Source organism: Nocardioides sp. BP30 (assembly GCF_029873215.1).
In the GTDB taxonomy this organism is placed as follows: domain Bacteria; phylum Actinomycetota; class Actinomycetes; order Propionibacteriales; family Nocardioidaceae; genus Nocardioides.
In genome coordinates, this window is sequence record NZ_CP123620.1 from 2,009,727 (window position 1) to 2,033,087 (window position 23,361).

Consider the following 23,361-nt stretch of genomic DNA (forward strand, 5'->3'; position numbering starts at 1 on the left):
CGACCAGCGGCCGACCCCAGCCGGTTCTCACTTAAGAACTTGGAAGGCGGCGACCGTGCCGCCCTTGATCTGGCCGACCAGCGCACCGCCCGAGCAGAACGCGGGAAGCTGCGGCAGCTGCTTGCCGTCGCACGTCATCGTGATGCCGCCGCCGGCCGGGAGCGGAACGTCCTTGGCCGCCTTGATGGCGCTGATCACGGTGGCTGCGGTGACGTCGTTGGAGCCGATGCCCGCATCGACGTTGCGGATGAATCCGAGCATCGACTGGTAGCCGGTCGGTGCGGCACCGCCGAGGTCGGCGTTGGCAGGCGCGTAGGTGGCCATCACCGCGCGGAAGATCTTCGCCTCGTCGTCGCTGCCGGTCGAGTCGCTGGTGGTCATCAGCGTCGCGCCGTCCAGTCCGCTGGGGTCGGCCTTGTAGACGCTGGGGTCCATGCAGGGTTGGATGACGTAGCGCGGCGCCTTCGAGCTGACGGTGTCGAGGCCCTTGAGGGTGGAGGTGCACACGGTCGCGTCGCCGATGATGCCGACCGCACCGGGCTTGCTCTTCAGGCCCGCCTGCACCTGGGCGGAGACGTCAGGGCTCCCCAAGGGGATGCCGGTGACCGTGAGGCCGATCCCGGCCTGCTTGAACACGGGGTCGGCGAGTGCCTTGACCGACTCCACGACGTTCCCGGTCTGGGTCACGTACAGCGTGAACGTCTTGACGCCGGAGCCTGCGGCCGTCTTCGCCATGGCGATCGCATTGGCCGGCACGCCGCCGGTCCACAGGAACGAGCCGGGAGTGGCGATCTCCTGCGGAGAGGTGCCCTGGTAGCTGGTGTAGGCGATGCCCGCGCCGGTGATGATCGGGACGACGAGCGAGCCGTTCCCGGTGTTCGCCTCGACGACGCCCACGACCTTGTCCTGCACCATCTGGTTGGCGCAGTTGGTCAGCGAGGAGGGGTCCTCCTCCTTGGTCTTGCAGATGTCGAGCTCGATCTTGTGACCGCCCAGGCCGCCGAGGTTCGCGTTGGCGTAGTCGACCGCCGCTTGGGCAGCGACCCTCGCCTCGGGCTGGTTGACCGCCGCGCCCCCCTCGGGGTTCATCAGCCCGACCTTCACGGGACTGCCGCTGGCGGCCTTCCCGGCGAAGGTCCCGGCCGGAGCGTCCGCGGACGCCGTGGTGGCGGTGGTGGCCGACTTGGACGAGTCGGCGGATGAGCCGCTGCTCCCGCAAGCGGTGGCGGTGGCGAGCACCAAGGTCGCGGCTGCGGCGATCCCTGCTGTGCGGGCGGTCACGCGCTGGATGGTGAACATGTGAGTTCCTCTGGACGCTGGGCGGGTCTCCCCGGCTGGCTGGCCCGTCTCCCGATGTGACGTGAGCCACTCTGTGGGAATGAAATTAGGTGACCTCGCTCATACATGTCAATGATCTACCTGATTCAGATGATGAGCGCCTCGGTCGCACTGCTTCGTTCCATGCCTCGCCCCGAATGCGGAATATCGGTTCCGTTTGTTCTATCCTGATCCGGAAGATCGATTCCGAATCGAGGAGCGTCATGGCCCTGGCCCGTCAACGAGCCCACTATCAAGTGACCTTCGCCGTCCTGGCGGCCGGCGTCGGGGCGTATGCCCTGCTCCAGTCCCTGGTGACGCCGGTCCTGACCACCGTCCAGAGCGAGTTGCACACCACGCAGAGTGCGGTGACGTGGGTGCTGACGGCGTACCTGCTCTCCGCCTCGATCTTCACGCCGATCATGGGACGCCTGGGCGACATGATCGGCAAGGAGCGCGTCTTCGTCGCGACGCTGGTCGCGCTCACGGCCGGATCCGTACTGGCCGCCGTGTCGACCTCGATCGGCCTGATGATCGTGGCTCGCGTGATCCAGGGCATCGGCGGCGGTGTGCTGCCGCTCGCCTTCGGGATCATCCGCGACGAGTTCCCCCGGGAGAAGGTCACGGGCGCTGTCGGTGCCATCGCTTCGTTGAGTGCGGTGGGAGCGGGGCTGGGCATCGTGCTGGCCGGCCCGATCGTCAACGCGCTGGACTGGCACTGGCTGTTCTGGATCCCGATGATCCTGACCGCTGCCGCGGCCGTCGCCGCGGTGGTCTTCATCCCGGAGTCGCCCGTGCGCACGCCCGGTCGCATCTCGTGGGTGCCCGCTCTGCTGCTGTCGGCTTGGCTGGTGGCACTGCTGGTAGCACTGAGCGAGGCGCCGGACTGGGGCTGGGGCTCGGGTCGGGTGATCGGCCTCCTGGTGGCCGCCGTCGTGCTCGCCGTGGGCTGGGTGGCCTCCGAGCAGCGCGCCGCCACGCCGCTGATCGACATGCGGATGATGCGTCTGACGGCGGTGTGGACCAACAACCTCGTGGCGCTTCTGATCGGTGTCGGCATGTACGCCACGTTCGCGTTCCTGCCCGAGTTCGTGCAGACGCCGAAGGTGGCCGGGTACGGCTTCGGCGCGAGTATCACCGAGTCGGGTCTGATGCTGCTGCCCTCCTCGATCACGATGTTCGCGGTGGCGATGTTCGCCGGCCGGATGGCGGCGAAGGTCGGCGGCAAGGTGCTCGTCGTGGTCGGATGCGCCATCGGCGTGGTCGCGATGGCGATGCTGGCCTTCGCGCACGGCCAGCAGTGGGAGATCTACGTGGCCACAGCAATCATGGGCGTCGGCTTCGGGCTTGCCTTCTCGGCGATGTCGGGCCTCATCGTCGCCGCGGTCCCGCCCGAGCAGACCGGCGTCGCGTCCGGGATGAACGCCAACATCCGTACGATCGGTGGCAGCGTCGGCTCTGCGCTGATGGCCAGCATCGTCACCTCCCACATCGCTGCCAGTGGCATGCCGAAGGAGTCGGGCTATTCCGCGGGCTTCGCGATGCTGGGCGGCGGTCTGATCCTCGCGGCGCTGGCCGGACTCCTGATCCCGCACCTGCGGACCCGTCCCTCCCATGACGACACCGACGCCCCGCACGCGGAGCTGGGTCTGGTCGCGGGCGGGACCCTCGTGGGCGACACGAGTGAGTGACCCGTACGCCGGCCCGTACCATCAGTCTCGTGCCTGACGCATCCGTCTCCTCCCGTACGCCGCGCCGTGACGCGGTTCGGAACGACGCGCGGGTCCTGCAGGCTGCCAGTGAGGTGCTCGCCGAATGCGGCACCCAGGCCTCCATGGAGGAGATCGCTACCCGCGCCGGGGTGGGGGTGGGCACGATCTACCGCCGCTTCGCGAGCAAGGACGCGTTGATCGATGCGCTGATCGCGCAGGTGATGAGCGAGCTCGGCGAGGCCGCGGATCTCGCTCTCGGCGCACCGGACGGCACCGGTCTACGGGTCTTCCTGCTGGCGCTGGGCAGGTCGTTCGCGACGCACCGCCGCTACGCCGCCCTGCTGTTGGACCGAGGTGATGAGGCCAGCGCGGAACGGGTCCGTCTCGACCTGGCCGAGCTCACCCGGCGGGCTGTCGCCGCCGGTGAGCTCAGCGCCGAGGCGGAGGTGGGCGACGTGATGGCCCTGGTGTGGAGCATGCGGTCGCTGATCGAGACCACCGAGGAGGTGGCGCCGGGCGCCTGGCGCCGCCACCTCGAGATCCACCTCGCGGGCCTGAGAGGTACCGGCCGCCTCAGCGCGGTGTCGGCGATCAGCCCCGAGCAGATGCGACGGATCTCGACCGGCCAGAGGCAGATGAGCCGGGGCTGACCCCGCGTCGTGGGCCCTCGGCCGAGGTCGCGGAGATCGCGACGACGGCCCCGGCGACGTCACGCAGGCCGCCGGGCCACGGCGAGCAGGAGCAGCGCGCAGATGCCACCGCCGAGGACGGCGATCAGCGCCCACGCCCCACCGGAGACGGTCAGGGACGCCGCGTGGTCCGCCGACCACGCGCCGGGGCCGGTGGCGGCGATGCCGACCGCGCTGATCGCTATCAGTGCGGTGTACTCGCAGCCGCCCTTGAAGACGAAGTAGCCCTTGCCGCGGTGGTCGGTCAGCGCGGCGACCAGCATGAGGCCGACGAAGGCCGTGGCCGCCAGTCCGGTGAGCAGGCCGAGCGTCATCAGGGCTCCGGCGCCGAGCTCCGTGGCCGCGGCCAGGCGCGCGTGCAGCCAGCCCGGCCGCAGGCCGAGCCCCTCGAACCATGCCGCGGTGCCGGCGAAGCCGCCGGCACCGCGCGCCTTGTTCCACCCATGGGCGACCAGCATCGGGCCGAGGGCGAGACGGAGGATGAGGAGCCCGAGGTCGAGGTCCATCAGAGGATGGCGCCGCTGACCTTGAGGTCGATGATCTCCTCCATCGAGAGGCCGAGCTCCTCGAGCACCTCGTCGGTGTGTTCGCCGTGCTCGGGGGAGCGGCGGACCTCGCCGGGCGCCTCGTCGAACTGCACGGGCGCGGAGACGAGCTTGAACGGCGTGCCGTTGTGGTCCTCGAGGTCGGCGATGTACTTGTTGGCGACGACCTGCTGATCCTCGACGACCTCCAGCGGGTGCTGGACCTTCGCCCACGCGCCGCTGAGTGTCTCGAGGATCGGCTCCCACTCGGTGTAGGTCTTCTTCGCGAAGGCCGCCGAGAGCGCGGCGATGGCCTCGACGTTGTTCTTCGCACGCTTCGCGTGGGTGTCGAAGCGCTCGTCGGTGATCAGCTCCGGGACACCCAACGCCGTGGTCAGCTCGGGCCAGAAGCGGTCCGACTCCAACATCACGAGGGTGACGAAGCGGTCGTCGGCCGTGCGGTAGCTGTTGACGAGCGGGTTGGGAGCTCGGTCCGGAGTGTGCTTCGGGTAGACCTTCTGGTTGAAGGCGTAGGCGCCGGCGATGGTGCCGCCCATGGCCCAGGCACCCGTCGCGAGCAGCGAGCCGTCGACCGTCAGGGCTTCGCCGGTGCGCTCGCGGTGGAAGAGCGCCGTGCTCACGGCACCGGCCAGCGCGAGGCCGCCGAGGACGTCGCCGAAGGCAGGGCCCGGCATCGTCACGGTGTAGCCCAGACTGTCGGGGCTCACGTTGGAGGCGATGCCGGCACGCGCCCAGAAGGACGTGAGGTCGTAGCCGCCGCGCTCTCCCTCCGGGCCTTCCTGACCGGCCGCGGAGCCACGGGCGTAGATGATCTTCGGATTGACCGCGCGTACGTCGTCGACATCGATGCCCAGCTTCTTGCGCGCCGACGGGCGGAAGTTCGTCAAGAAGACGTCGGCCGTGGCGACCAGCTTCATGAGCAGCTCATGGCCCTCCGGCGACTTGAGGTCGAGGGCCACGCTGCGCTTGCCCCGGTTGGGCAGCTCGAACATGTGGGCCACCCCGCCGGCCGGAACGAGTCCGGACGTCACCAGACCACGCTGCGGGTCGCCGACCTCCGGGTGCTCGATCTTGAGCACGTCGGCGCCCCACTCGGTCATCAGGGCCCCGGCCACCGGCACATAGGTCCACGCTGCGACCTCGACGACCCGGATCCCGCTCATCACACCGACCACGATGCTCACCTTTCAACGCCTGTGAGGACGCCTGGCTGCGGGCGGCAGATCCGCTACTCGCGCCTACTGGCGTCGATTTCTGACTGAGTGTACATATACAGCAGGCGATAGTGTGGCGCCAGTCACAGGATTCTGTGACATCAGATCGAGGAAACCCTCGGTGCGACACTCTCGTCGGGTCAGATATCTGACGGTATAGTCACTTAATGCTGAGATCGGCAACGACAGGCGGAGGAATCCCATGGCACAAGCGGAGGGGCGGATGCTCCCCGAGGTCACCCCAGACTCGCGGGCGTTCTGGACGGGAGGTTTCGACGGGGAGCTGCGCATCAACCGGTGTCAGGCGTGTCGTCAGTGGATCCATCCGCCGGTGGGCGCCTGCTGGAAGTGCCGGAGTCGCGATGTGGCGCCCGAGGTGGCGTCGGGTCGCGGCACGATCGCTGCCTACACGATCAATCAGCACCCCTGGTTCCCGGCCTTCCCGCCGCCGTACGTCGTCGCGCTGGTGGAGTTGGAGGAGCAGCCGGGACTGCGCCTGACGACCTGTCTGGTCGACGTCGACATCGACGCGGTCGAGGTCGGTATGGCGGTCGAGGTGGTCTTCGACGTGCAGGACGACGTCGCGCTTCCGCTCTTCCGGGCGGTGGCCGCGTGACGTTCGTGGAGAACCGCGCCGTCATCAGCGGCGTCGGACAGTCCCAGATCGGCCGGCGCATCGGCCGTACCGGCATCGACCTCGCGCTCGAGGCCGCCGAGCGGGCCGTCGCGCACGCGGGCCTCAGCTTCGACGACATCGACGGCGTCGCCAGCTATCCCGGGCCTGTGGCAGCAGAGGCGGGTTTCGTGGGAGCCGCCACTCACGACGTGCGCGACGCCTTCGGGCTGCGCACGACGTGGCACGTCAGCGGGGTCGAGACCTCAGGTCAGATCGGCACGCTGCTCGATGCGGCTGCGGCTGTCGCCTCGGGACGTGCCACCCATGTGCTCTGCTTCCGCTCGGTCTGGGAGGCCACCGCCCAGGCGGCCGGCCGGGCGGCGGCCTTGACCAGCAAGATGTCGCGCGCGTCGGGCCACTCCGAGTTCCGGATGCCGTTCGGGGCAGCCTCTCCGGCCAACTGGATCGCCATGTACGCCCAGCGGTACATGCACGAGTTCGGGCTCACGCGTGAGCAGATCGGCAAGCTCGTCATCAACTCGCGGACCAACGCAGCGCTCAACCCGAACGCCATCTACCGCGACCCGATGACCATGGAGGACTACCTCAACGCGCGGATGGTGTCGTGGCCCTTCGGTCTCTTCGACTGCGACATCCCTGCCGACGGTGCCACCGCGGTGATCGTGTCGCGGCGCGAGGCGACCAGTGGCCTGGCCAGGCCGCCGATCACCATCGAGGGGGCAGGTGCGGCGCTCTACGAGCGCCATACCTGGGACCAGCGGACCGACCTGACCACGATGGCCTCCCATGACGTGGCGGCCTCGATGTGGAAGACCACGAGGTTCACCGCCGCCGACGTCGACTTCGCGACGCTCTACGACGGCTTCAGCTACCTGACGACCCAGTGGATCGAGGCCCTCGGCTTCGCCGAGCACGGCAAGGTCGGACAGTTCCTCGACGACGAGGACAACTACCGCCTCGACGGCCGGCTGCCGATCAATCCCCACGGTGGCCAGCTCTCGGCCGGCCGCCTGCACGGCTACGGCTTCCTGCACGAGGCGTGTGTCCAGTTGTGGCGCGAGGCAGGCGAGCGGCAGATCGCGAAGGACGTCGAGCTGGCTGCGGTCGGGGTCGGTGGCGGCCCTGAGGCCGGCTGCATGCTGCTTCACCTGACCGACTGACGCTGCTCTCAGTCGTGCGGGGCGACGTCGTCGTCCCGCACGACGATGACGGTCTTGCCGACGGCCCGGCGTCCGGCGACGTGCGCGAGTGCCTCTCCGGCCTCCGAGAGGGGGAACCTCGCACCCACCAGCGGCCGGATCCGTCCACTCGACCAGAGCTCGGCGAAGTCGGCCCGACCCTGTGCGGCGCTCGTCGGATCGTGCTCGGCGAAGGTGCGCATCTCGAAGCCCGCGACGGTCACGCCCTTCAGCAGCACGAGGTTGAGGGGGATCCGCGGGATGTCGCCGCTGGCATAGCCGAGCGTCACGAACCGACCGCCCCACCGCATCTCACGCAGGGCGTCCTCGGCGAGGCTCCCGCCGACCGGATCGAACACGACGTCGACGGCTCCTGGGCCGATCTGTGCCCGCAGGGCGGCGCGGAGCTGGCCGCCGGAGGGGTCCACGGTGTGCGCCGCGCCCTGGGCGCTTGCCGCCGATCGCTTCTCGTACGTCGACGCCGCGGCGACGACCCGTGCTCCGAGGGCAGCGGCCAGCTCGACCGCGGCCAGACCCAGCCCGCCGCCGGCGCCGAGCACCAGCACGATGTCGCCCGGCTCGACCCGGGCGACCCATCGGAGGGCGTCGTACGCCGTGAGGTGGCACACCCAGGCCGCGGCGGCGGAGGCGAGACTCATGCCGTCGGGGACGCGCACCGCGGATCTCGCCGGTACGACGACGTACTCGGCGAATGCGCCCGGCGCGACCGCGGCGATCCGGTCGCCGACCGCCCAGCCCTCCACGTCGGCACCGATCCCGACGACCCTGCCGGCGTACTCGTAGCCGGGAACGAACGGCAGCGGCGTCGTGGTCTGATAACGCCCCTCGATCATGAGCGTGTCCGAGAAGTTCACCGCAGCCGCGTGCACGGCGACGAGCAGCTCACCCGGCGCCGGCCGCGGCCGGGCGATGCTCTCCAGCACGACCGATTCGGGCGCGCCGAGTTGATGCACCCGGGCGGCGACCATCGTCGCCTCGGTGCCCGTCGTCGTGCTCATCGAGTGTCTCCTGCCGTTGAGAGTAATTGCATTCTGCCATAACGGTAACTACATTCCTGGACATGGATGTCGAAGCGCTCAGCAGATGGATGGATGACGAGGGTCTTCCCGGCGGGGGTGAGCTGGCCGAGGTCACGCCGCTCTCCGGCGGCTCGCAGAACGAGCTCTATGCGGTGACCCGGGGTGGCGCCCGGATGGCGCTGCGCCGACCGCCGGCCCACGCCGTCGAGAGTGGCGCGAAGGTGCTGATGCGCGAGGCGCGGCTGCTCAAGGCCCTGAGCGGCACCGACGTGCCGCACGCGGCCTTCCGCGGCGCCACCACGGATCTCGACGTGATCGGCGCCCCGTTCTACGTCATGGACCTGGTCGATGGCTGGAGCCCGATGGGCGGGGGATGGGCGCCGCCGTTCGACACCGATCTGGAGGCTCGCGGCGGCCTGGCGATCCAGCTGGCCGACGGTGCCGCCAAGATGGCCCGGGTCGACTGGAAGGCGCAGGGGCTCGAGGGCTTCGGCAAGCCCGAGGGTTTCCTCGAACGCCAGGTCGACCGGTGGCTCAGCCACCTGGCGACGTACCAGTTCCGCGAGATCCCGGGGCTGGAGGAGACGGCCGCGTGGCTGCGCGCCCACCTGCCGAAGACGTTCGAGCCGGGCATCATGCACGGGGACTACCAGTTCGCGAACGTGATGTATCGGCACGGCGCTCCCGCCGAGCTCGCCGCGATCATCGACTGGGAGATGGCCACCATCGGCGACCCGCTGCTCGACCTGGGGTGGGTGCTGGTGGGCTGGCCGCCCGAGGGTGATGCGATGCAGCACGCTCGCTACCTCGACTACGACGGCATGCCCTCGCGCGAGGACATGCTCGAGCACTACGCCAAGGTCAGTGGCCGCGACGTCTCGCAGGTTGACTACTACGTGATCCTGGCCCGCTTCAAGCTCGCGATCGTGCTCGAGGCGAGCGTCGCACGCCACGTCAGGGGAGAAGGGGACGACCGGGTGGCGCGCTTCGGCCCGATCGTGCTGGAGCTCATGGAGTTCGCCGCCTCGCTGTCCCGCTCGACCACGCTCCGCTGACCACCCGCTCTCAAACAGGAGGAGACCCCATGTCCTGGGACTTCGAGACCGACCCGGTATTCCAGAAGAAGCTCGACTGGGTGGACGAGTTCGTCCGCCACGAGGTCGAGCCGCTCGACCTGGTCTGGCCGCACGACAACTACAAGCCGCTCGACGACGAACACCGCCGGATCGTCGACCCGCTCAAGCAGCAGGTCCGCGACCAGGGACTGTGGGCCTGTCACCTCGAGCCCACGCTCGGCGGTCAGGGCTACGGCCAGCTCAAGCTCGCGCTGCTCAACGAGATCCTCGGCCGCTCGACCTGGGCCCCGGTCATCTTCGGGACCCAGGCACCCGACACCGGCAACGCGGAGATCATCGCCCACTTCGGCACCCCCGAGCAGAAGGCGACCTATCTCCAGCCGCTGCTGGAGGGCGAGATCTTCTCGACGTACTCGATGACCGAGCCCCAGGGCGGCGCGGACGTGTCCGGGTTCGAGACCACGGCGGTGCGCGACGGCGATGACTGGGTCATCAACGGATCGAAGTTCTTCTCCTCCAACGCCCGCTACGCGACCTTCTTCATCGTGATGGCCTACACCGACAAGGAGGCCGGACCCCACGACGGCATGTCGATGTTCCTGGTGCCTGCCGACACGCCGGGCATCACCATCGAGCGCAACCTCGCTCTCATCCACGAGCCGGCCGAGGAGGGCTCCGAGGCCTACATCCGCTACGAGGACGTGCGGGTGCCCTCGACCGCGCTGCTCGGCGAGGAGGGCAAGGCCTTCCAGGTCGCGCAGGTACGCCTGGGCGGTGGCCGGGTGCATCACGCGATGCGCACCGTCGGCCTGGCCCAGCGCGCGCTCGACATGATGTGCGAGCGGGCCCTGAGTCGCGTCACCCGCGGGCGGTCGCTCGCGGAGCGCGAGACCGTGCAGAGCTACATCGCCGAGTCCTACGCCCAGCTCGCGCAGTTCCGTCTCTTCGTGCTGCGCACCGCGTGGCTCATCGACAAGACCCAGGACTACGCGCAGTGCCGCAAGGACATCAGCGCGATCAAGTTCCTCACGCCCAAGGTGCTGCACGACATCGTCCAGCGGTCGATCCAGGTGCATGGTGCCCTCGGCGTCACCCAGGACACGCCGCTGGCGAAGATGTGGATCACGGCTCCGGTGATGGGCCTGGTCGACGGCCCGACCGAGGTGCACCTGCGCCAGGTGGCCCGTGCCGTGCTCAAGGAGCACGACGCTACGGCCGGCCTCTGGCCGACCGATCACATCCCCACGAAGCTGGCCGCGGCCCAGGCCAAGCTGGGTGTGGCATGACGAGGGCGATCGGGAGTCTCGACGGGCGCCGCATCATCGTCACCGGTGGAGCGAGTGGCATGGGCGCGGGCCTGGTGAGAGCGCTGCCACGGCTCGACGCCGCTGTCGTGTCTGTCGACGTGGCTGTCGACCCGGGGGAGTCGATCGCGCGCGATGCCGGTGCCGGCTTCGTGGCCTGCGACGTCGCCGACCCCGAGGCCGTCGAGCACGCCTTCGGCGTCGCGGTCGACCGTCTCGGCGGCCTCGATGTCCTGATCCATGCCGCCGGCGTCGCGCCCGGGGCGCCGGCCGAGGAGATCGACCTCGCCACCTGGGAACGGGTGATGCGGATCAACGCCACGGGTACGTTCGTCACCAACCAGGCGGCGTTCGCCCACCTGAGGGAGCACGGGGGCCGGATCATCAACTTCGCCTCGGCCGCCGGCGTGCAGGGTCTCAGGGGCAAGGCGGCGTACTCGGCGAGCAAGGGAGCCGTGGTGGCGTGGACGCGCACCGTCGCTCAGGAGTGGGCGCCCTACGCGATCACTGTCAACGCCATCGCGCCCGCGATCTGGACCCCGATGTACGACAAGACGCGCGCCGCGATGACGCCGGAGCAGCTGGCCGCGCACGATGCCTTCATGGCGACCGCCGTGCCCCTCGGCGGCAAGCTGGGGGACGTCGATCAGGACTTCGTGCCCGTGCTCGCCTTCCTGGCGGGCGAGGGCTCGCGATTCATGACCGGTCAGGTCTTCCCGGTCGACGGCGGCACCCTGATGATGCGCTGACGCCGTACGCAGACACAAGGGCGCCGCAGCTCAGCTGCGGCGCCCTTGTCGGGGTGCGCGTCCTACGGAATGCCACCGTCCGAGCGCAGGATCGTGCCCGACGTGTAGCTCGACGCGTCGCTGGCCAGGAACAGCGCCGCGCCCACGATCTCGGGTGGGTTGCCGACCCGCTTGAGGTGGAGCCGCTCCGACATCTTGTTGGTGTGCTCCATGTCCCAGGAGGCCGCCACGTCGGTGAGGTACTGACCGGGCATGAGGGTGTTGACCCGCACCTCGGGACCCAGCAGGTCGGCGAACCCCTCGGTCATCGCATTGAGGCCGTTCTTGGCGGCGGCATACGGGATGATCGAGCCCATCGGGCGCAGCGAGCCGGTGCTGCTCACGTTGATGATGCTGCCGGACCCCCGCTCCTTCATCCGGGTCCCGACCAGCTGCGTCAACCGGAAGGGGCCCTTGAGGTTGAGGTTGAGCACGCTGTCGTACATCTTCTCGGTCACGTCGGTGACCTTCTCGTACAGCGGCGACATGCCGGCATTGTTGACCAGCACATCGATCCGACCGAAGCGTGCGTAGGCGGCCTCCACCAGGCCCGCGATCTCGTCCCACCGGCCCAGGTGACAGCCCACGGCGAGCCCGGAGCGACCGGTCGTCTCCTCGATCTCGGCGACGACCTCCTCGCAGGCGTCGAGCTTGCGGCTGGTGACGACGACGTCGGCACCGGCCCTGGCGAAGGCGAGACTCATCTGCCTGCCGAGGCCCCGCGAGCCGCCCGTGACCAAGGCCGTCTTCCCGGAGAGGCTGAAGAGGTCGAACGGGGACGTCGCTGTGGTCTCGGTCTCCGGGGCTGTGGTCTCATTACGTTCCGACGTCATCGCTCTCCTCAGAACAGAATCGGATTACTCTCAATGAAGAACGATATATCACAGTCTGGGCCACCGGTGTCCGGAGAGCGTGCTGCTCGCGCGACCGAGCGGCGCCTGGAGAGCCAGCGCCGTACGGCGGCGGAGGAGGTCGACCGGATCCTGGCGATCACCCTCGGGCTCATCGAGAGGTCGGCGCCCGCGATGCCGTCGGTCTCGGAGATCGTGGCGGCAGCAGGCATCTCCAATCAGACGCTCTACCGGACCTTCGGCAACAAGGACGAGCTGATCCTCGCTGTTCTGGAGCGCGGCGTCCTCCGGGTCGCCGACACGACACGTGGCCGGATGGCGGAGGTCGACGACCCCAGCGAGCAGATCCTGGCGTGGGTGCGCGCCGTGCTGCGCCAGGTGAGCGTGGTCGACGCCGCCGAGACCAGCCGATCGGTCCTCGGCTATCTCCACCAGACCGGCGCCGTCGAGGGCGCCAACCAGGCCGAGCTGCTCGCTCCCATCAGTGCGCTGCTGCTCGAGCCGGTCGCTGCCCTGGGGGGCGACGCGGTCGACGCCGCCTGCATCTCCGATCTGGTGCTCGGGGCGATGCGCCGCCACCTGTGGACGAAGACGGTCCCCACCCGGGCCGAGGTGGACCATGTCGGCGCCTTCGTGCTTCGCGGCCTCGGTGCGGGGAGCGCGCGTTGAGCGGGCGGTTCGCGGGCAAGGTGGCGGTCGTCACGGGCGGTGCCTCCGGCATCGGATACGCCCTCGCGCGGCTCCTCCGCCAGGAGGAGGCCGCCGTGGTGATCGCCGACGTCGAGCAGGGTGCCCTGGATCGCGCCGCGGACCAGCTGGGGGCCGCGGGTGTGCTCACGGACGTCAGTCGCGCTGTCGACGTGGAGCACCTGGCCGACGAGGTGATGCGGCTCCATGGCCGGGTCGACCTCGTGGTGAACAACGCCGGAGTCGCGCGGGTGGCGCCGTTCGACGAGCTCAGCCAGGCCGACTTCGACTGGGTGCTCGGTGTGAACCTCGGGGGAGTCATCCACGGCATGCGGACGTTCGTGCCGCTGCTCGAGAGCACGTCGGCCGATGGATATCTGCTCAACACCGCCTCCATCGCAGGCGTGCGCAACGGCCCGGGCCTTGCGGCGTACGCTGCCTCGAAGTTCGCCGTGGTCGCCCTGACCGAGACCCTCGACCAGGAGCTGCGCGCCCGGCGGTCGCCGTTGGCGGTCGGCGTGCTGCTGCCGGCGATGGTGCGTACCAATATCGCCGATAGCGAGCGCAATCGCCCGGGTGCACATCGGCCGGCCGCCGCGCCGCGCAGCGTGCCCGATCGAGCGGACGTGCTGGACGCCGATGTCGTCGCGGCGATCACGGTGGAGGCGATCCTGCGACGTGACCTCTATGTCGTCACGCATCCGGAGACGGTGGACTCGGTGCGGGCGCGGCACCGTCGGATCGAGGCGGCGTTCGCCGCCGCTGCCCCATCTCATCGCTGACGCAGTTGTCAGACTGCCTGACCTTCGATCAGCGGGGGCATGGCTTCCAGGCTGAGTGATCCTCGACATTTCCCTCGGGAACTGTTGACCCGTGTGAGGGGTATCACTAATGTACGAAGCGTCAGAAATGCCCTGCTTGCGTGGAGATCCGCGTCAGATCGCTCGGGCAAGCCCCTACGCGCCTAGGAGGCGTCATGCCGCTCCAGGACCACATGCAACTGATCTCCGTGGATGACCACGTGATCGAGCCGAAGACGCTCTGGACGGACCGGCTGCCGAAGAAGTATCACGAGGCCGGACCGCGGATCATCGAGAAGAACATGAGCGAGAGCACGGGCGACGAGGGCCTGTCCAAGGCGCTCATCGCGGCCTCCCGCAACGGCAAGGAGGGGGAGGCGCCCGAGGCGCCACGCCTGGCGGAGGTGTGGAGCTACGAAGGCCGCATCTACCCCAACATCGGTCTCAACGCCGTGGCCGGCAAGAAGCCGCAGGAGTACGGCATGGAGCCCACGCGCTACTCCGACATGCTGCCCGGCTGCTATGACATCAAGGCCCGGATCGCCGACATGGACATCGACGGCGTCCAGGCCGCGATGTGCTTCCCGTCGTTCCCGCGCTTCTCCGGCACCGCCTTCCTCGAGCACGAGGACCCCGAGCTCGCACTGCTCTGCGTCCAGGCGTGGAACGACTTCATCCTCGACGAGTGGGCGGCGTACGCGCCCGGACGCATCATCCCGATGATCATGCTGCCGCTGTGGGATCCGCAGGCGGCCGCGAAGGAGATCTACCGCTGCGCCGCCAAGGGCGCTCGCGCGATCACCTTCCCGGAGAACACGGTGAGCCTCGGCCTGCCCTCGTTCTACACCGACCACTGGGACCCGGTGTTCCGGGCGGCGGAGGAGACGCAGATGCCGCTGTGCATGCACTTCGGCTCGTCCGGCAAGCCGCCGATCACCTCGCCCGAGGCGCCGATGGCGGTGATGATCGCGCTCTTCGGCACCAACTCGATGGATGCGACCGCCGACCTGCTGTTCTCGCCGGTGTTCTACAAGTTCCCCAACCTCAAGGTCGCGCTGTCCGAGGGGGGCATCGGCTGGATGCCGTACCTGCTCGAGCGCATCGACCTCACCTGGGAGCGCCACCGCTGGTACCAGAACGTCAACAAGGAGGTGCGTCCCTCCGACCTCTTCCGCGATCACATCTACGGCTGCTACATCGACGACTTCGAGGGCATCGCACGCCGCCACAAGATCGGCGTCGACAACATCCTGTGGGAGTGCGATTACCCGCACTCGGACTCGAACTGGCCCAACAGCCGCGAGTACGCCGCCAAGCTCCTCGTCGACGTGCCCGACGACGAGGCACAGAAGATCGTCGAGCTCAACGCCCGCAAGCTGTACAACTTCCCGCGGGTCTGAGGCGATCGGGCATGGCTGAGAAGGACATCGACGCTCCCGACTGGATCGACCAGGATCTGCTGACCCGGGACGAGGCCGCCGAGAGGCTCGACGAGGAGATCATCCTCGTCCGCGAGCGCCTCGCCCGTCTCGAGGCGACCCCCTCCGGGCCCGACCCGGACTCGGCCATCGGCATGGTGCGCCGCAGGCTCGTCGCCATGGAGCAGGCGCGCAGAGCGCTGCTCGAGACGGCCGTGAACTGAGCAACCGAGAAGGGACCATCGTGGGTAGCAGATTGGAAGGCAAGGTCGCGCTGATCTCCGGATCGACGCGCGGGATCGGCCGCTCGATCGCCGAGCACTTCGCCTCCGAGGGGGCCAAGGTGGCGGTCACAGGTCGCACGATCGATCGCGGCGAGAAGGTCGTGGCACGGATCCGCGAGTCCGGCGGCGACGCGGAGTTCTTCGAGCTGGACGTGACATCGGAGGAGAGCGTCCGCAGCGTCGTCGAGGCCGTCGTGGCGCGCTTCGGCTCGCTCAGCACGCTGGTCAACAACGCGGCGCCGACGGGAGCCGTCGCGACGAGCGTCAAGCCGCTCCACGACTACTCCACCGAGGAGTGGGACGCGATCTTGACCGGCACGCTGACGGGCAACGTCTTCTGGGCCAGCAAGTACGCCTGGCCGCACCTAGCGGCCGCCGACGGTGCCTCCATCGTCAACATCTCCTCGGGCCAGTCGGTGGCCGGCTTCAAGGGCTTCAGCGCCTATGCCGCCGCGAAGGGAGGCATCAACAGCCTGACGCGCTCGCTGGCCGCCGAAGGCAGTGTGGACGGCATCCGTGCCAACTGCATCCTGGTCGGGCGGGTCGTCGCGCTCAAGGGAGATGTCGGCGGGCACAAGGGGGGCGGCCGACTCACGCGCATCGGGAATCCGATGGACATCGCGTTCGCCGCCACGTGGCTCGCCTCGGACGAAGCGGCCTTCGCTACCGGCAGCATGGTGACGGTCGACGGCGGGTTCTCGATCAACGGCGACGCGGCGGCCGATGCTGAAGCGGCTTCATGACCCTGATGCCTGAGGCATCGACCACCGACATCCTCATCGTGGGAGCCGGGCCCTGCGGCATCACGCTGGCGAACCTGCTCGCGCTGTGGGGTGTTCGTGCCGTCGTCCTCGACGCGGAACCCGACCTCTACCCGCATCCACGGGCCGTCGGCATCGACGACGAGTCGCTGCGCACGTTCCAGAAGATCGGTGTCGTGGATCGTCTCCTGGAGGACATGCTCCAGAACACCCCGATCCGCTACTACACCTCGTGGGGCCGGATGATGGCCCACGTCGAGCCGAGCGTCCGTCCGTTCGGCTGGCCGCGACGCAACACCTTCCTCCAGCCCCTCTTCGAGGCGACCCTGAGGGATCGTCTCGAGGAGGCCGAGAGCGTCGAGCTGAGGCTGGGCGCCACCCTCGTCGACTACGAACAGGGCGACGATCGGGTCCGGGCCCTCGTGGAGGGGGCCGACGGGACCCGTTCGGTGATCGGCGCGCGCTACCTGGTAGGTGCCGACGGTGGGCGCAGCACGGTGCGCCGGGTCGCCGGCATCGAGTTGATCGGCACCACCGCGCCCCAGAAGTGGCTGGTCGTCGACGTCGCCGACGACGACCTGGACGCGCCGTACTCGGCCGTCCACTGTGACCCGGAGCGGCCGGTCCTGGTGGTGCCGCTGCCCTACGGCCATCGTCGCTTCGAGTTCAAGCTGCTCCCGGGAGACGACGAGGAGGCGCTGACCGATCCCGACCGGGCGCTCCGGGAGCTGATCCGGCCGCGCTATCCGGCCACGTCCCGTCCGCGGGTGCTGCGCAGCGCGGTCTACTGGCACCACTCCCGCACCGCCGAGCGGTTCCGTGACCGGCGGGTCTTCCTCGCCGGCGATGCGGCACATCTGCAGCCACCGTTCTTCGGCCAGGGGATGAATTCAGGCATCCGCGACGTGACGAACCTGGCCTGGAAGCTCGCCCTCGTGCTGCGGGGCCAGGCGGGGGACGCCCTGCTCGACAGCTACGACGCGGAGCGACGCGGGCATGCCCGCACGATGGTGCAGTTCGCGACGCGGATGGGTGAGCTCTACACGCCGCGCAACGTCGTGACCGAGCGGCTGCGGGACGTGGCCTTCCGCGCTGCTCAGCGGATACCCGGTGCGCGCGACTACATCCTGCAGATGAAGTACAAGCCCATGCCGCGCTACCGACGCGGAGCGGTGCTGCCCTACACGGGACCCGTCGCGGGCTCGCCGGTCGGCACGATGTTCGGCCAGCCCGAGGTCGAGACGGCCGCTGGAGCTCGGGTGAGGCTCGACGCCGTCCTCGGCACGTCCTTCGCCGTGCTCGGGCTGCATGTCGATCCGGCTGCGGCGCTCGGCGCGGCGGAGAGGACGTGGTGGCGGACCCTGGGGGCGCGCTTCGTCCACGTCACCGCGCCGCGAAGCGGCGCCGGGCCCGAGCCGGGGGAGCGGCGTACGCGTCCCGCTGCGGAGACGGTTACGGAGACGGCTGCGGAGACGGCTGCGGAGACGATCCGGGTCGAAGACGTCGACGGAGGCTTCCGGGACTGGATGCTGCGCCGACCCGGGGACGAGGTCATCGTGCTGCGTCCGGACGGGTACCTCGCTGCGATCTGCACGCGGCACGAGCTCGACGCCGTCAGCGCTCAGCTGCGGGCGCTGCTCTCCTGATGCAGCCGCGCGACCACCTCGTCAGCGGTGACGACGCGTGCGAGCAGCTTGAGCTGCTGGTGCACGAAGAACGCATGGGCCTGCGCGGATGACCCCGCCGTGCAGTCCTCGGCCAGGACGACGTCGTATCCCCGGTTGACCGCCTCGAGCGCGAGGCCGGGGAGCGCGACGTTGGTGGAGACGCCGGTGAGCACGACGGTGCGCACCCGGTGATGCCGCAGCATGGCGTCCAGGTCGGTGCCGTAGAACGCCGTCAGTCCCGTCGCTCGACTGCTGACGATGTCAGCGGGCTCCGGGCCGAGTGGGGCGGGGATGGCCACGTCCGCCGTACCGGCGGTCATGCTCCTCGATCGCAGCGCCATCGCACCCAGATAGGAGTTGGGCAGCATGCCGGCCTGGTCGGGACGGTGCTCGATGATGCAGTGCACGACCGGCAGGCCGCGGATGCGAAACGCCCGAGCCAACCGTGCGATGCGCTCCACGATGCTGCGAGACGCTGCCTGCTCGGCCAGACCGGAGGAGACGGAGCGCTCCGCGTCCAAGATGCCCTCCTGGCACTCGCTGATCACGAGGGCAGGTGCTTCATAGCTGCTCACCCAGGTGACATTAGTGCCAGTTAGGTGAATCCGCCATCGACCTCTTTCGGCGAGAAGGACCGAGGAAGGGCCTTGTCATTGAGTGACACGACTGCCAGAATTCATCGTGGCGACCGTCACTTCCGGTCGTCGTCCCCTCAACCCGTGCAGGAGTGGTGTCATGGCTGGAGCAGAGTCGCTCGCGTCGAGTCCCCTCAACGATCTGGTCTGGTGGCTCGCAGACCCGGCCGAGCGCGAGGCCACGTTCCGGCGGCATCGTCTCGAGCATCCCCGGCCCTTCGTCCGCGTGAGCGCACGCAGCGAGTCGGGGTACTGGGCGCTGACGCGCCATGAGGACATCCTCGAGGTCAGCCGCCGCCCCGAGGACTTCATCTCGGGCGAGGGTACGCAGATCTTCGACCAGCCCGCGGAGTTGCGTGCCTACCGTGGCTCGATCATCGACATGGACAACCCCGAGCATGCGCGCCTGCGCAAGATCGTGTCGCGTGGATTCGCCGTCCGGTCGTTGCAGGCACTTCGCGCCGACGTCGAGGCCACCGTCCGGGAGATCATCGGCGAGCTGCCGAAGGACGGGAGCTGCGACTTCGTCACCGACTTCGCCGCGCTGCTGCCGCTGCGGATCATCAGCAACATGCTCGGCGTGCCGCGCGAGCACGAGCGGTTCATCTTCGACGCGACCAACGTGATCCTCGGGGCGAGCGACGCCGAATACATCCCCGACCAGACGGGCGCCGGAATCGGTAAGGCGGTGAGCGCGGCCAGCGTCGCTCTCATCGAGTTGCTCGAGCAGCTCGCCGAGGAGCGGATCGCCGATCCGCGCGACGATGTGATCAGCCTGCTCGTCGCAGCCGATGACGACAACCTCACCCCGGCCGAGATGGCGAAGTTCTTCATCCTCCTCGTCGGGGCCGGCAACGAGACGACCCGCAACGCCATCACCCACGGCCTCCTGGCGCTCACCGCCCACCCGGCGCAGCGCGAGCTGTGGCGCTCGGACTACGAGGCGCACCAGGTCACCGCGGTCGAGGAGATCTTCCGGTGGGCCACCCCGGTCATCCACTTCCGGCGCACCGTCGCGCGCGACGGCGTGATGCTCGGGGACCAGGAGTTCCGCAGGGGCGACAAGGTCGTCCTCTGGTACAACTCGGCCAACCGCGACGAGACCGTCTTCGACGATCCCTACACGTTCGACGTCACGCGCAACCCCAACCCCCACCTCGCCTTCGGCGCCGCCGGACCGCACTTCTGCCTCGGCGCCCACCTTGCGCGGCTCGAGCTGCAGGTCGCCTTCAAGGTGCTCTTCGAGGAGTTGCCCGACATCGCCGCGGCCGGCGAGCCCGACCTGCTCCGATCCAACTTCCTGCACGGGGTCAAGCACCTGCAGGCCACCTACACCCCTCGCTGAGGAGCATCATGACCGACACCGTCGTCGAGCATGCCGCTGCGGTGCTCCACAGCACCGAGGCCGGCGTACTGACCATCACGATCAACCGCCCCGAGGCTGCGAACGCGCTCCGCCCCGAGGACCGCGACACCCTGATCCGGCTCTTCGGCGAGGCCGACGGCGATCGCGAGGTGCGGGTCGTCGTGCTGCGCGCGAACGGCCGCCACTTCTGCTCGGGCGCCGACGTCCTGCGTCTGGCCTCCGGGCATGCGAAGGCCGTCAAGCGCGCCACCGACTCGATGCGCACCATCATGCAGGGTGCCCAGCAGCTGATCGCCTCGATCCTGGACTGCAGCAAACCGGTCGTCGCGGTGGTCCAAGGCGGTGCCGCCGGCATCGGCGCGCACCTGGCGTACGCCGCCGACCTGGTGGTAGCCGCTGAGGACGCCTACTTCGCCGAGGCGTTCGTCAAGCGCGGCCTGGTGATGGACGGCGGCGGGGCCTACCTGCTGCCGCGCCGCATCGGCATGCAGGCCGCGAAGGAGATGGCGTTCCTCGGCGACAAGCTCTCGGCGGCGGAGGCACACCGGCTCGGCCTGGTCAATCGATGCGTGCCGGCCGACGAGATCGGCGCTGCCGCCGACGACCTCGTGCGACGGCTGGCGGCGGCACCGACGACGGCGATCGGTCTCACCAAGCGACTTCTCAACGACGCGCCCGACACCGACCGCGCGGGCTCGTTCGTCGCCGAGGCGATGGCCCAGGAGATCCAGTCCTATGCCGAGGATGCCAAGGAGGGCGTGCGCGCCTTCGTCGAGAAGCGTCCAGCCGACTTCGTCGGCTGGTGAGGAGGCTGCTATGAGTGAGACCCCGACAAGAGCCCGGGCGGACCTGCCCACCGTGGAAGCGGGCACGCGTGCCTATTGGGACGCTGCCAAGGCTGGCAAGCTGCTGATCGCCCGGTGCCGCGCCTGCGGGAAGGTGCACCACTATCCGCGGCCGTTCTGCCCGAGCTGCTGGAGCGACGAGGTCGAGGCGATCGAAGCCAGCGGCCGAGGCACCCTCTACACCTACTCGACCGTCTACGTGAACGACCTGCACCCGTTCAAGGAGCGGCTTCCCTACATCGCGGCGATGGTCGAGCTGGAGGAGGGTCCGCGCCTGATGACCAACATCGAGGGCTGCGACCCCGCCGACCTCAGCGTCGGGATGGCGGTCGAGGTCGACTTCCGGCCCCTGACCGAGGAGTTCGACGCCATCGTCTTCCGGCCCGCAGCGACGCGCTGAGCACCCCGACCGAACGATTCAAGGAGAGACACAGACATGAGCGGACTGCTCGAAGGAAAGGTCGCGCTGGTCACCGGCTCCGGTCATGGCATCGGTCGCGGTCACGCGCTGGAGCTGGCCAAGCAGGGTGCCACCGTGATCATCAACGACCTCGGCACCTCGCTCGACGGTCAGGGCACCGGCAAGGTGGCCGACGAGGTCGTCGAGATCGTCAAGCAGCGCGGCGGTCGTGCCGTCCCCGACTTCAGCGACGTCGGCGACGAGGCACAGGTGGAGGCGTTGGTCGCCCGTGCCTATGAGCAACTCGGCCGCCTCGACATCGTGGTCAACAACGCCGGGATCGTCCGCGACAAGGCGATCTGGAACATGTCCGCCGAGGACTTCGACCTGGTCATGCGCGTGCACGTACGCGGCAGTTGGCTGACCAGCCGCGCGGTCGCCAGGCGCTGGCGCGAGGAGTCGAAGGCGTCCGGCGGCCCGGTCTACGGCCGGATCATCAACACCACCTCGGGCGCAGGTCTTCTCGGTCACTTCGGCCAGAGCAACTACAGCGCAGCCAAGGCCGCGATCGTGGGCCTGACCCAGACGCTGAGTCTCGAGCTCGCTTCCATCGGCGTCACCGTCAACGCCATCAGCCCCGGGGGCCGCACCCGCATGGCCGCCAGCATGCCCGGAGCCGCGCCGGCGATCGAGCCCGACGAGCGCGACGAGGACGATTTCGACCCGAAGGACCCCTCGCTCGGCTCGCCGGTCGTCGCCTGGCTGGCCAGCCCCGAGGCCGGGCACGTCAGCGGTCAGGTCATCAAGGCGCTGGGGGAGAACATCCAGCTCCTCAAGGCGTGGGCTCCCGTCGCGACCGTCTCCAACGGCGGCAAGCGTTGGGACGCTACCAAGCTCGGTGTGGTCATGGGCACCGATGTCTTCGGCTCCCGTGCAGCGGGCCTCCGGATGGGCGGCTGAGCCTCCGCGACGCCGCTGCGACGCCGCTGCGCGATCGGTCACAGGCTGACCGGTCGCGCAGCGGCGCTCTCGACGGTCAGGCCAGCGCGCCGATGACCTCGTTCCCGAAGCGCTTGACCGTGTCCGGCGCACCGAAGTCGTCGAAGCGCACGATGGCGAGCTCGACGCCACGGGCCCGCTCGGCCGCGAAGAGGTCGACGAGCTCGGCCGGCGTGCCCACCAACGGCTCTCCCCACGCCGCCACCGGCATCCGCCGAGCAGTGCGCGCGGCGACGGCTTCGGGATCGTCGCCCTCGTGCACCACACCGACGGCGTACTGAGCGGAGATGCGAGCCGCGCCGCGCAGCGGCGCCAGCTCGTCGAAGCGGTCGCGGGCATTGCCCACACAGTTCCACCAGTCGGCGTACGCCCGCACGAGTGGCAGCGTGAGCTGCCGCCCACCGCCGCCGATGTGCACCGGGATGCGTGTCTGGACCGGACGGGGGAGGCCGAAGGCGCCCCGGAGCTGGTAGTGACGACCGTCGAAGTCGAACGGGTCCCCGGTGAACATCAGCCCCAGGATCTGGAGTGTCTCGGCCAGCGCCTCGGAGCGTTGACGCATGCTGCCCGGCTTGAAGCCGAAGGCCGTGAGCTCCGATTCCACCGAGCCCCACCCGAGCCCCAGCTCGAGGCGGCCACCGCTGATCTGGTCGAAGGTTGCCGCCATCTTGGCCAGCAGCGACGGATGCCGGAAGGGAGCGCAGCCGACGAGATGCCCGAGACGGAGCGTGGTCGTCGCGCCGGCGATGGCGGTGAGGAGCGTCCAGCTCTCGAGCGTGTCGCAGGGTGCCGCGCCGGGCGCCAGGAGGTGGTCCATGACCCATAACGAGGTGAAACCGGCCGCCTCCGCCGTACGGGCCTGCTCGATCATCGCCGCGACGTCGGTCTTGAACTGGGGGACGAAGATCCCGAAGCGGGGGAGCGACATCAGGCTTCGGTCACGCGGATCGCGCTCATCGGACAGCTCGCCGCGCCGGCCGTCGCTGCCTGCTCGTTCCCCGGCGGGACGTCGACGTCGGCGCGCGCGGCGTAACCGTCGTCGTCGAGCTGGAAGAGGTCGGGGTCGGTGAGGGCACAACGACCGTGGGCCTCGCATTGATCGAGCTCGATATGGACGTGCATACGACTCACTCCTGTCTCGTCGGGTC

The 23,361-nt window shown here is 69.2% G+C and carries 25 protein-coding genes; 17 read left to right on the top strand and 8 right to left on the bottom strand.

Going from position 1 to position 23,361, the window contains the following annotated elements; genetic code table 11:
* Positions 1-27: 27 nt before the first annotated feature.
* Positions 28-1,299 carry an ABC transporter substrate-binding protein gene (locus tag P5P86_RS09490; RefSeq protein ID WP_280611081.1) on the bottom strand — a complete coding sequence of 424 codons (1,272 nt, stop codon included), beginning with the start codon at positions 1,297-1,299 and terminating at the stop codon, positions 28-30.
* 275 nt (positions 1,300-1,574) lie between these two features.
* Here P5P86_RS09490 and P5P86_RS09495 point away from each other — a divergent pair, with 275 nt between their 5' ends.
* The gene (locus P5P86_RS09495) at positions 1,575-3,008 is read left to right on the top strand and encodes an MFS transporter (protein ID WP_280611082.1); all 1,434 of its coding nucleotides are present in this window, start codon (positions 1,575-1,577) and stop codon (positions 3,006-3,008) included.
* A gap of 29 nt (positions 3,009-3,037) precedes the next feature.
* Positions 3,038-3,679, top strand: coding sequence for a TetR/AcrR family transcriptional regulator (locus P5P86_RS09500; RefSeq protein WP_280611083.1), 642 nt, complete (start codon positions 3,038-3,040; stop codon positions 3,677-3,679).
* Between the two features lie 59 nt (positions 3,680-3,738).
* Here the strand turns inward: P5P86_RS09500 and P5P86_RS09505 are convergent, their stop codons facing one another.
* Both P5P86_RS09505 and P5P86_RS09510 read right to left on the bottom strand, forming a co-directional pair.
* Positions 3,739-4,224: a DoxX family protein gene (locus P5P86_RS09505; protein ID WP_280611084.1), complete on the bottom strand. Its 486-nt coding sequence runs from the start codon at positions 4,222-4,224 to the stop codon at positions 3,739-3,741.
* Positions 4,224-5,447 carry a CaiB/BaiF CoA transferase family protein gene (locus tag P5P86_RS09510; RefSeq protein ID WP_280611085.1) on the bottom strand — a complete coding sequence of 408 codons (1,224 nt, stop codon included), beginning with the start codon at positions 5,445-5,447 and terminating at the stop codon, positions 4,224-4,226. The genes P5P86_RS09505 and P5P86_RS09510 overlap by 1 nt, the downstream gene beginning before the upstream one ends.
* Before the next feature lie 232 nt (positions 5,448-5,679).
* On the opposite strand from P5P86_RS09510, the gene P5P86_RS09515 reads away from it, so the two are divergent.
* Complete coding sequence (locus tag P5P86_RS09515; RefSeq protein ID WP_280611086.1) at positions 5,680-6,093, top strand: Zn-ribbon domain-containing OB-fold protein; 414 nt, start codon at positions 5,680-5,682, stop codon at positions 6,091-6,093.
* On the top strand, positions 6,090-7,274 hold the full coding sequence (locus P5P86_RS09520; protein WP_280611087.1) for a thiolase family protein: 1,185 nt from the start codon (positions 6,090-6,092) through the stop codon (positions 7,272-7,274). The genes P5P86_RS09515 and P5P86_RS09520 overlap by 4 nt, the downstream gene beginning before the upstream one ends.
* A gap of 8 nt (positions 7,275-7,282) precedes the next feature.
* On the opposite strand, the gene P5P86_RS09525 is transcribed toward P5P86_RS09520, so the two are convergent.
* Positions 7,283-8,311: an NADPH:quinone oxidoreductase family protein gene (locus tag P5P86_RS09525; RefSeq protein WP_280611088.1), complete on the bottom strand. Its 1,029-nt coding sequence runs from the start codon at positions 8,309-8,311 to the stop codon at positions 7,283-7,285.
* A 62-nt stretch (positions 8,312-8,373) separates the two neighbouring features.
* On the opposite strand from P5P86_RS09525, the gene P5P86_RS09530 reads away from it, so the two are divergent.
* The 3 genes from P5P86_RS09530 to P5P86_RS09540 are packed head-to-tail and all read left to right on the top strand — an operon-like array spanning position 8,374 to position 11,461.
* Positions 8,374-9,387, top strand: a complete 1,014-nt coding sequence (locus P5P86_RS09530; RefSeq protein ID WP_280611090.1) for a phosphotransferase family protein — start codon at positions 8,374-8,376, stop codon at positions 9,385-9,387.
* Between the two features lie 29 nt (positions 9,388-9,416).
* Positions 9,417-10,694 (top strand): acyl-CoA dehydrogenase family protein, encoded by a 1,278-nt coding sequence (locus P5P86_RS09535; RefSeq protein WP_280611092.1) that lies wholly within the window; start codon positions 9,417-9,419, stop codon positions 10,692-10,694.
* Positions 10,691-11,461, top strand: a complete 771-nt coding sequence (locus P5P86_RS09540) for an SDR family NAD(P)-dependent oxidoreductase (RefSeq protein ID WP_280611093.1) — start codon at positions 10,691-10,693, stop codon at positions 11,459-11,461. The genes P5P86_RS09535 and P5P86_RS09540 overlap by 4 nt, the downstream gene beginning before the upstream one ends.
* Before the next feature lie 62 nt (positions 11,462-11,523).
* Here the strand turns inward: P5P86_RS09540 and P5P86_RS09545 are convergent, their stop codons facing one another.
* The gene (locus P5P86_RS09545; protein WP_280611094.1) at positions 11,524-12,333 is read right to left on the bottom strand and encodes an SDR family NAD(P)-dependent oxidoreductase; all 810 of its coding nucleotides are present in this window, start codon (positions 12,331-12,333) and stop codon (positions 11,524-11,526) included.
* A 66-nt stretch (positions 12,334-12,399) separates the two neighbouring features.
* Between P5P86_RS09545 and P5P86_RS09550 the strand changes: the two genes are divergently transcribed.
* The 6 genes from P5P86_RS09550 (at position 12,400) to P5P86_RS09575 (ending at position 17,947) form a co-directional block, all read left to right on the top strand.
* Entirely contained in the window at positions 12,400-13,020 is a 621-nt protein-coding gene (locus tag P5P86_RS09550; RefSeq protein WP_280611095.1) for a TetR/AcrR family transcriptional regulator, read from the top strand.
* Positions 13,017-13,820 (top strand): SDR family NAD(P)-dependent oxidoreductase, encoded by an 804-nt coding sequence (locus P5P86_RS09555; RefSeq protein WP_280611096.1) that lies wholly within the window; start codon positions 13,017-13,019, stop codon positions 13,818-13,820. Before P5P86_RS09550 ends, P5P86_RS09555 begins: the two co-directional genes overlap by 4 nt.
* Before the next feature lie 194 nt (positions 13,821-14,014).
* Positions 14,015-15,238, top strand: a complete 1,224-nt coding sequence (locus tag P5P86_RS09560) for an amidohydrolase family protein (protein ID WP_280611097.1) — start codon at positions 14,015-14,017, stop codon at positions 15,236-15,238.
* Positions 15,239-15,249: 11 nt separating this feature from the next.
* Complete coding sequence (locus P5P86_RS09565; RefSeq protein ID WP_280611098.1) at positions 15,250-15,480, top strand: hypothetical protein; 231 nt, start codon at positions 15,250-15,252, stop codon at positions 15,478-15,480.
* A 20-nt stretch (positions 15,481-15,500) separates the two neighbouring features.
* Positions 15,501-16,283: an SDR family NAD(P)-dependent oxidoreductase gene (locus P5P86_RS09570; RefSeq protein ID WP_280611099.1), complete on the top strand. Its 783-nt coding sequence runs from the start codon at positions 15,501-15,503 to the stop codon at positions 16,281-16,283.
* 5 nt (positions 16,284-16,288) lie between these two features.
* Positions 16,289-17,947: a bifunctional 3-(3-hydroxy-phenyl)propionate/3-hydroxycinnamic acid hydroxylase gene (locus P5P86_RS09575; protein ID WP_280611100.1), complete on the top strand. Its 1,659-nt coding sequence runs from the start codon at positions 16,289-16,291 to the stop codon at positions 17,945-17,947.
* Here the strand turns inward: P5P86_RS09575 and P5P86_RS09580 are convergent.
* Complete coding sequence (locus P5P86_RS09580) at positions 17,923-18,543, bottom strand: cysteine hydrolase family protein (RefSeq protein WP_280611101.1); 621 nt, start codon at positions 18,541-18,543, stop codon at positions 17,923-17,925. The two genes, P5P86_RS09575 and P5P86_RS09580, sit on opposite strands and share 25 nt — an antisense overlap.
* Before the next feature lie 160 nt (positions 18,544-18,703).
* Between P5P86_RS09580 and P5P86_RS09585 the strand changes: the two genes are divergently transcribed.
* The 4 genes from P5P86_RS09585 to P5P86_RS09600 are packed head-to-tail and all read left to right on the top strand — an operon-like array spanning position 18,704 to position 22,174.
* On the top strand, positions 18,704-19,948 hold the full coding sequence (locus P5P86_RS09585) for a cytochrome P450 (RefSeq protein ID WP_280611102.1): 1,245 nt from the start codon (positions 18,704-18,706) through the stop codon (positions 19,946-19,948).
* Between the two features lie 8 nt (positions 19,949-19,956).
* A complete protein-coding gene (locus tag P5P86_RS09590) occupies positions 19,957-20,775 on the top strand; it encodes an enoyl-CoA hydratase/isomerase family protein (protein ID WP_280611103.1) in 819 nt (272 codons plus the stop codon).
* A 10-nt stretch (positions 20,776-20,785) separates the two neighbouring features.
* Entirely contained in the window at positions 20,786-21,214 is a 429-nt protein-coding gene (locus P5P86_RS09595) for a Zn-ribbon domain-containing OB-fold protein (RefSeq protein WP_280611104.1), read from the top strand.
* A gap of 36 nt (positions 21,215-21,250) precedes the next feature.
* On the top strand, positions 21,251-22,174 hold the full coding sequence (locus P5P86_RS09600; protein WP_280611105.1) for an SDR family NAD(P)-dependent oxidoreductase: 924 nt from the start codon (positions 21,251-21,253) through the stop codon (positions 22,172-22,174).
* Between the two features lie 76 nt (positions 22,175-22,250).
* Here P5P86_RS09600 and P5P86_RS09605 read toward each other — a convergent pair whose 3' ends face one another.
* On the bottom strand, positions 22,251-23,141 hold the full coding sequence (locus tag P5P86_RS09605; RefSeq protein ID WP_280611106.1) for an LLM class flavin-dependent oxidoreductase: 891 nt from the start codon (positions 23,139-23,141) through the stop codon (positions 22,251-22,253).
* A complete protein-coding gene (locus P5P86_RS09610; RefSeq protein ID WP_280611241.1) occupies positions 23,141-23,335 on the bottom strand; it encodes a ferredoxin in 195 nt (64 codons plus the stop codon). Before P5P86_RS09610 ends, P5P86_RS09605 begins: the two co-directional genes overlap by 1 nt.
* Positions 23,336-23,361: the final 26 nt, after the last annotated feature.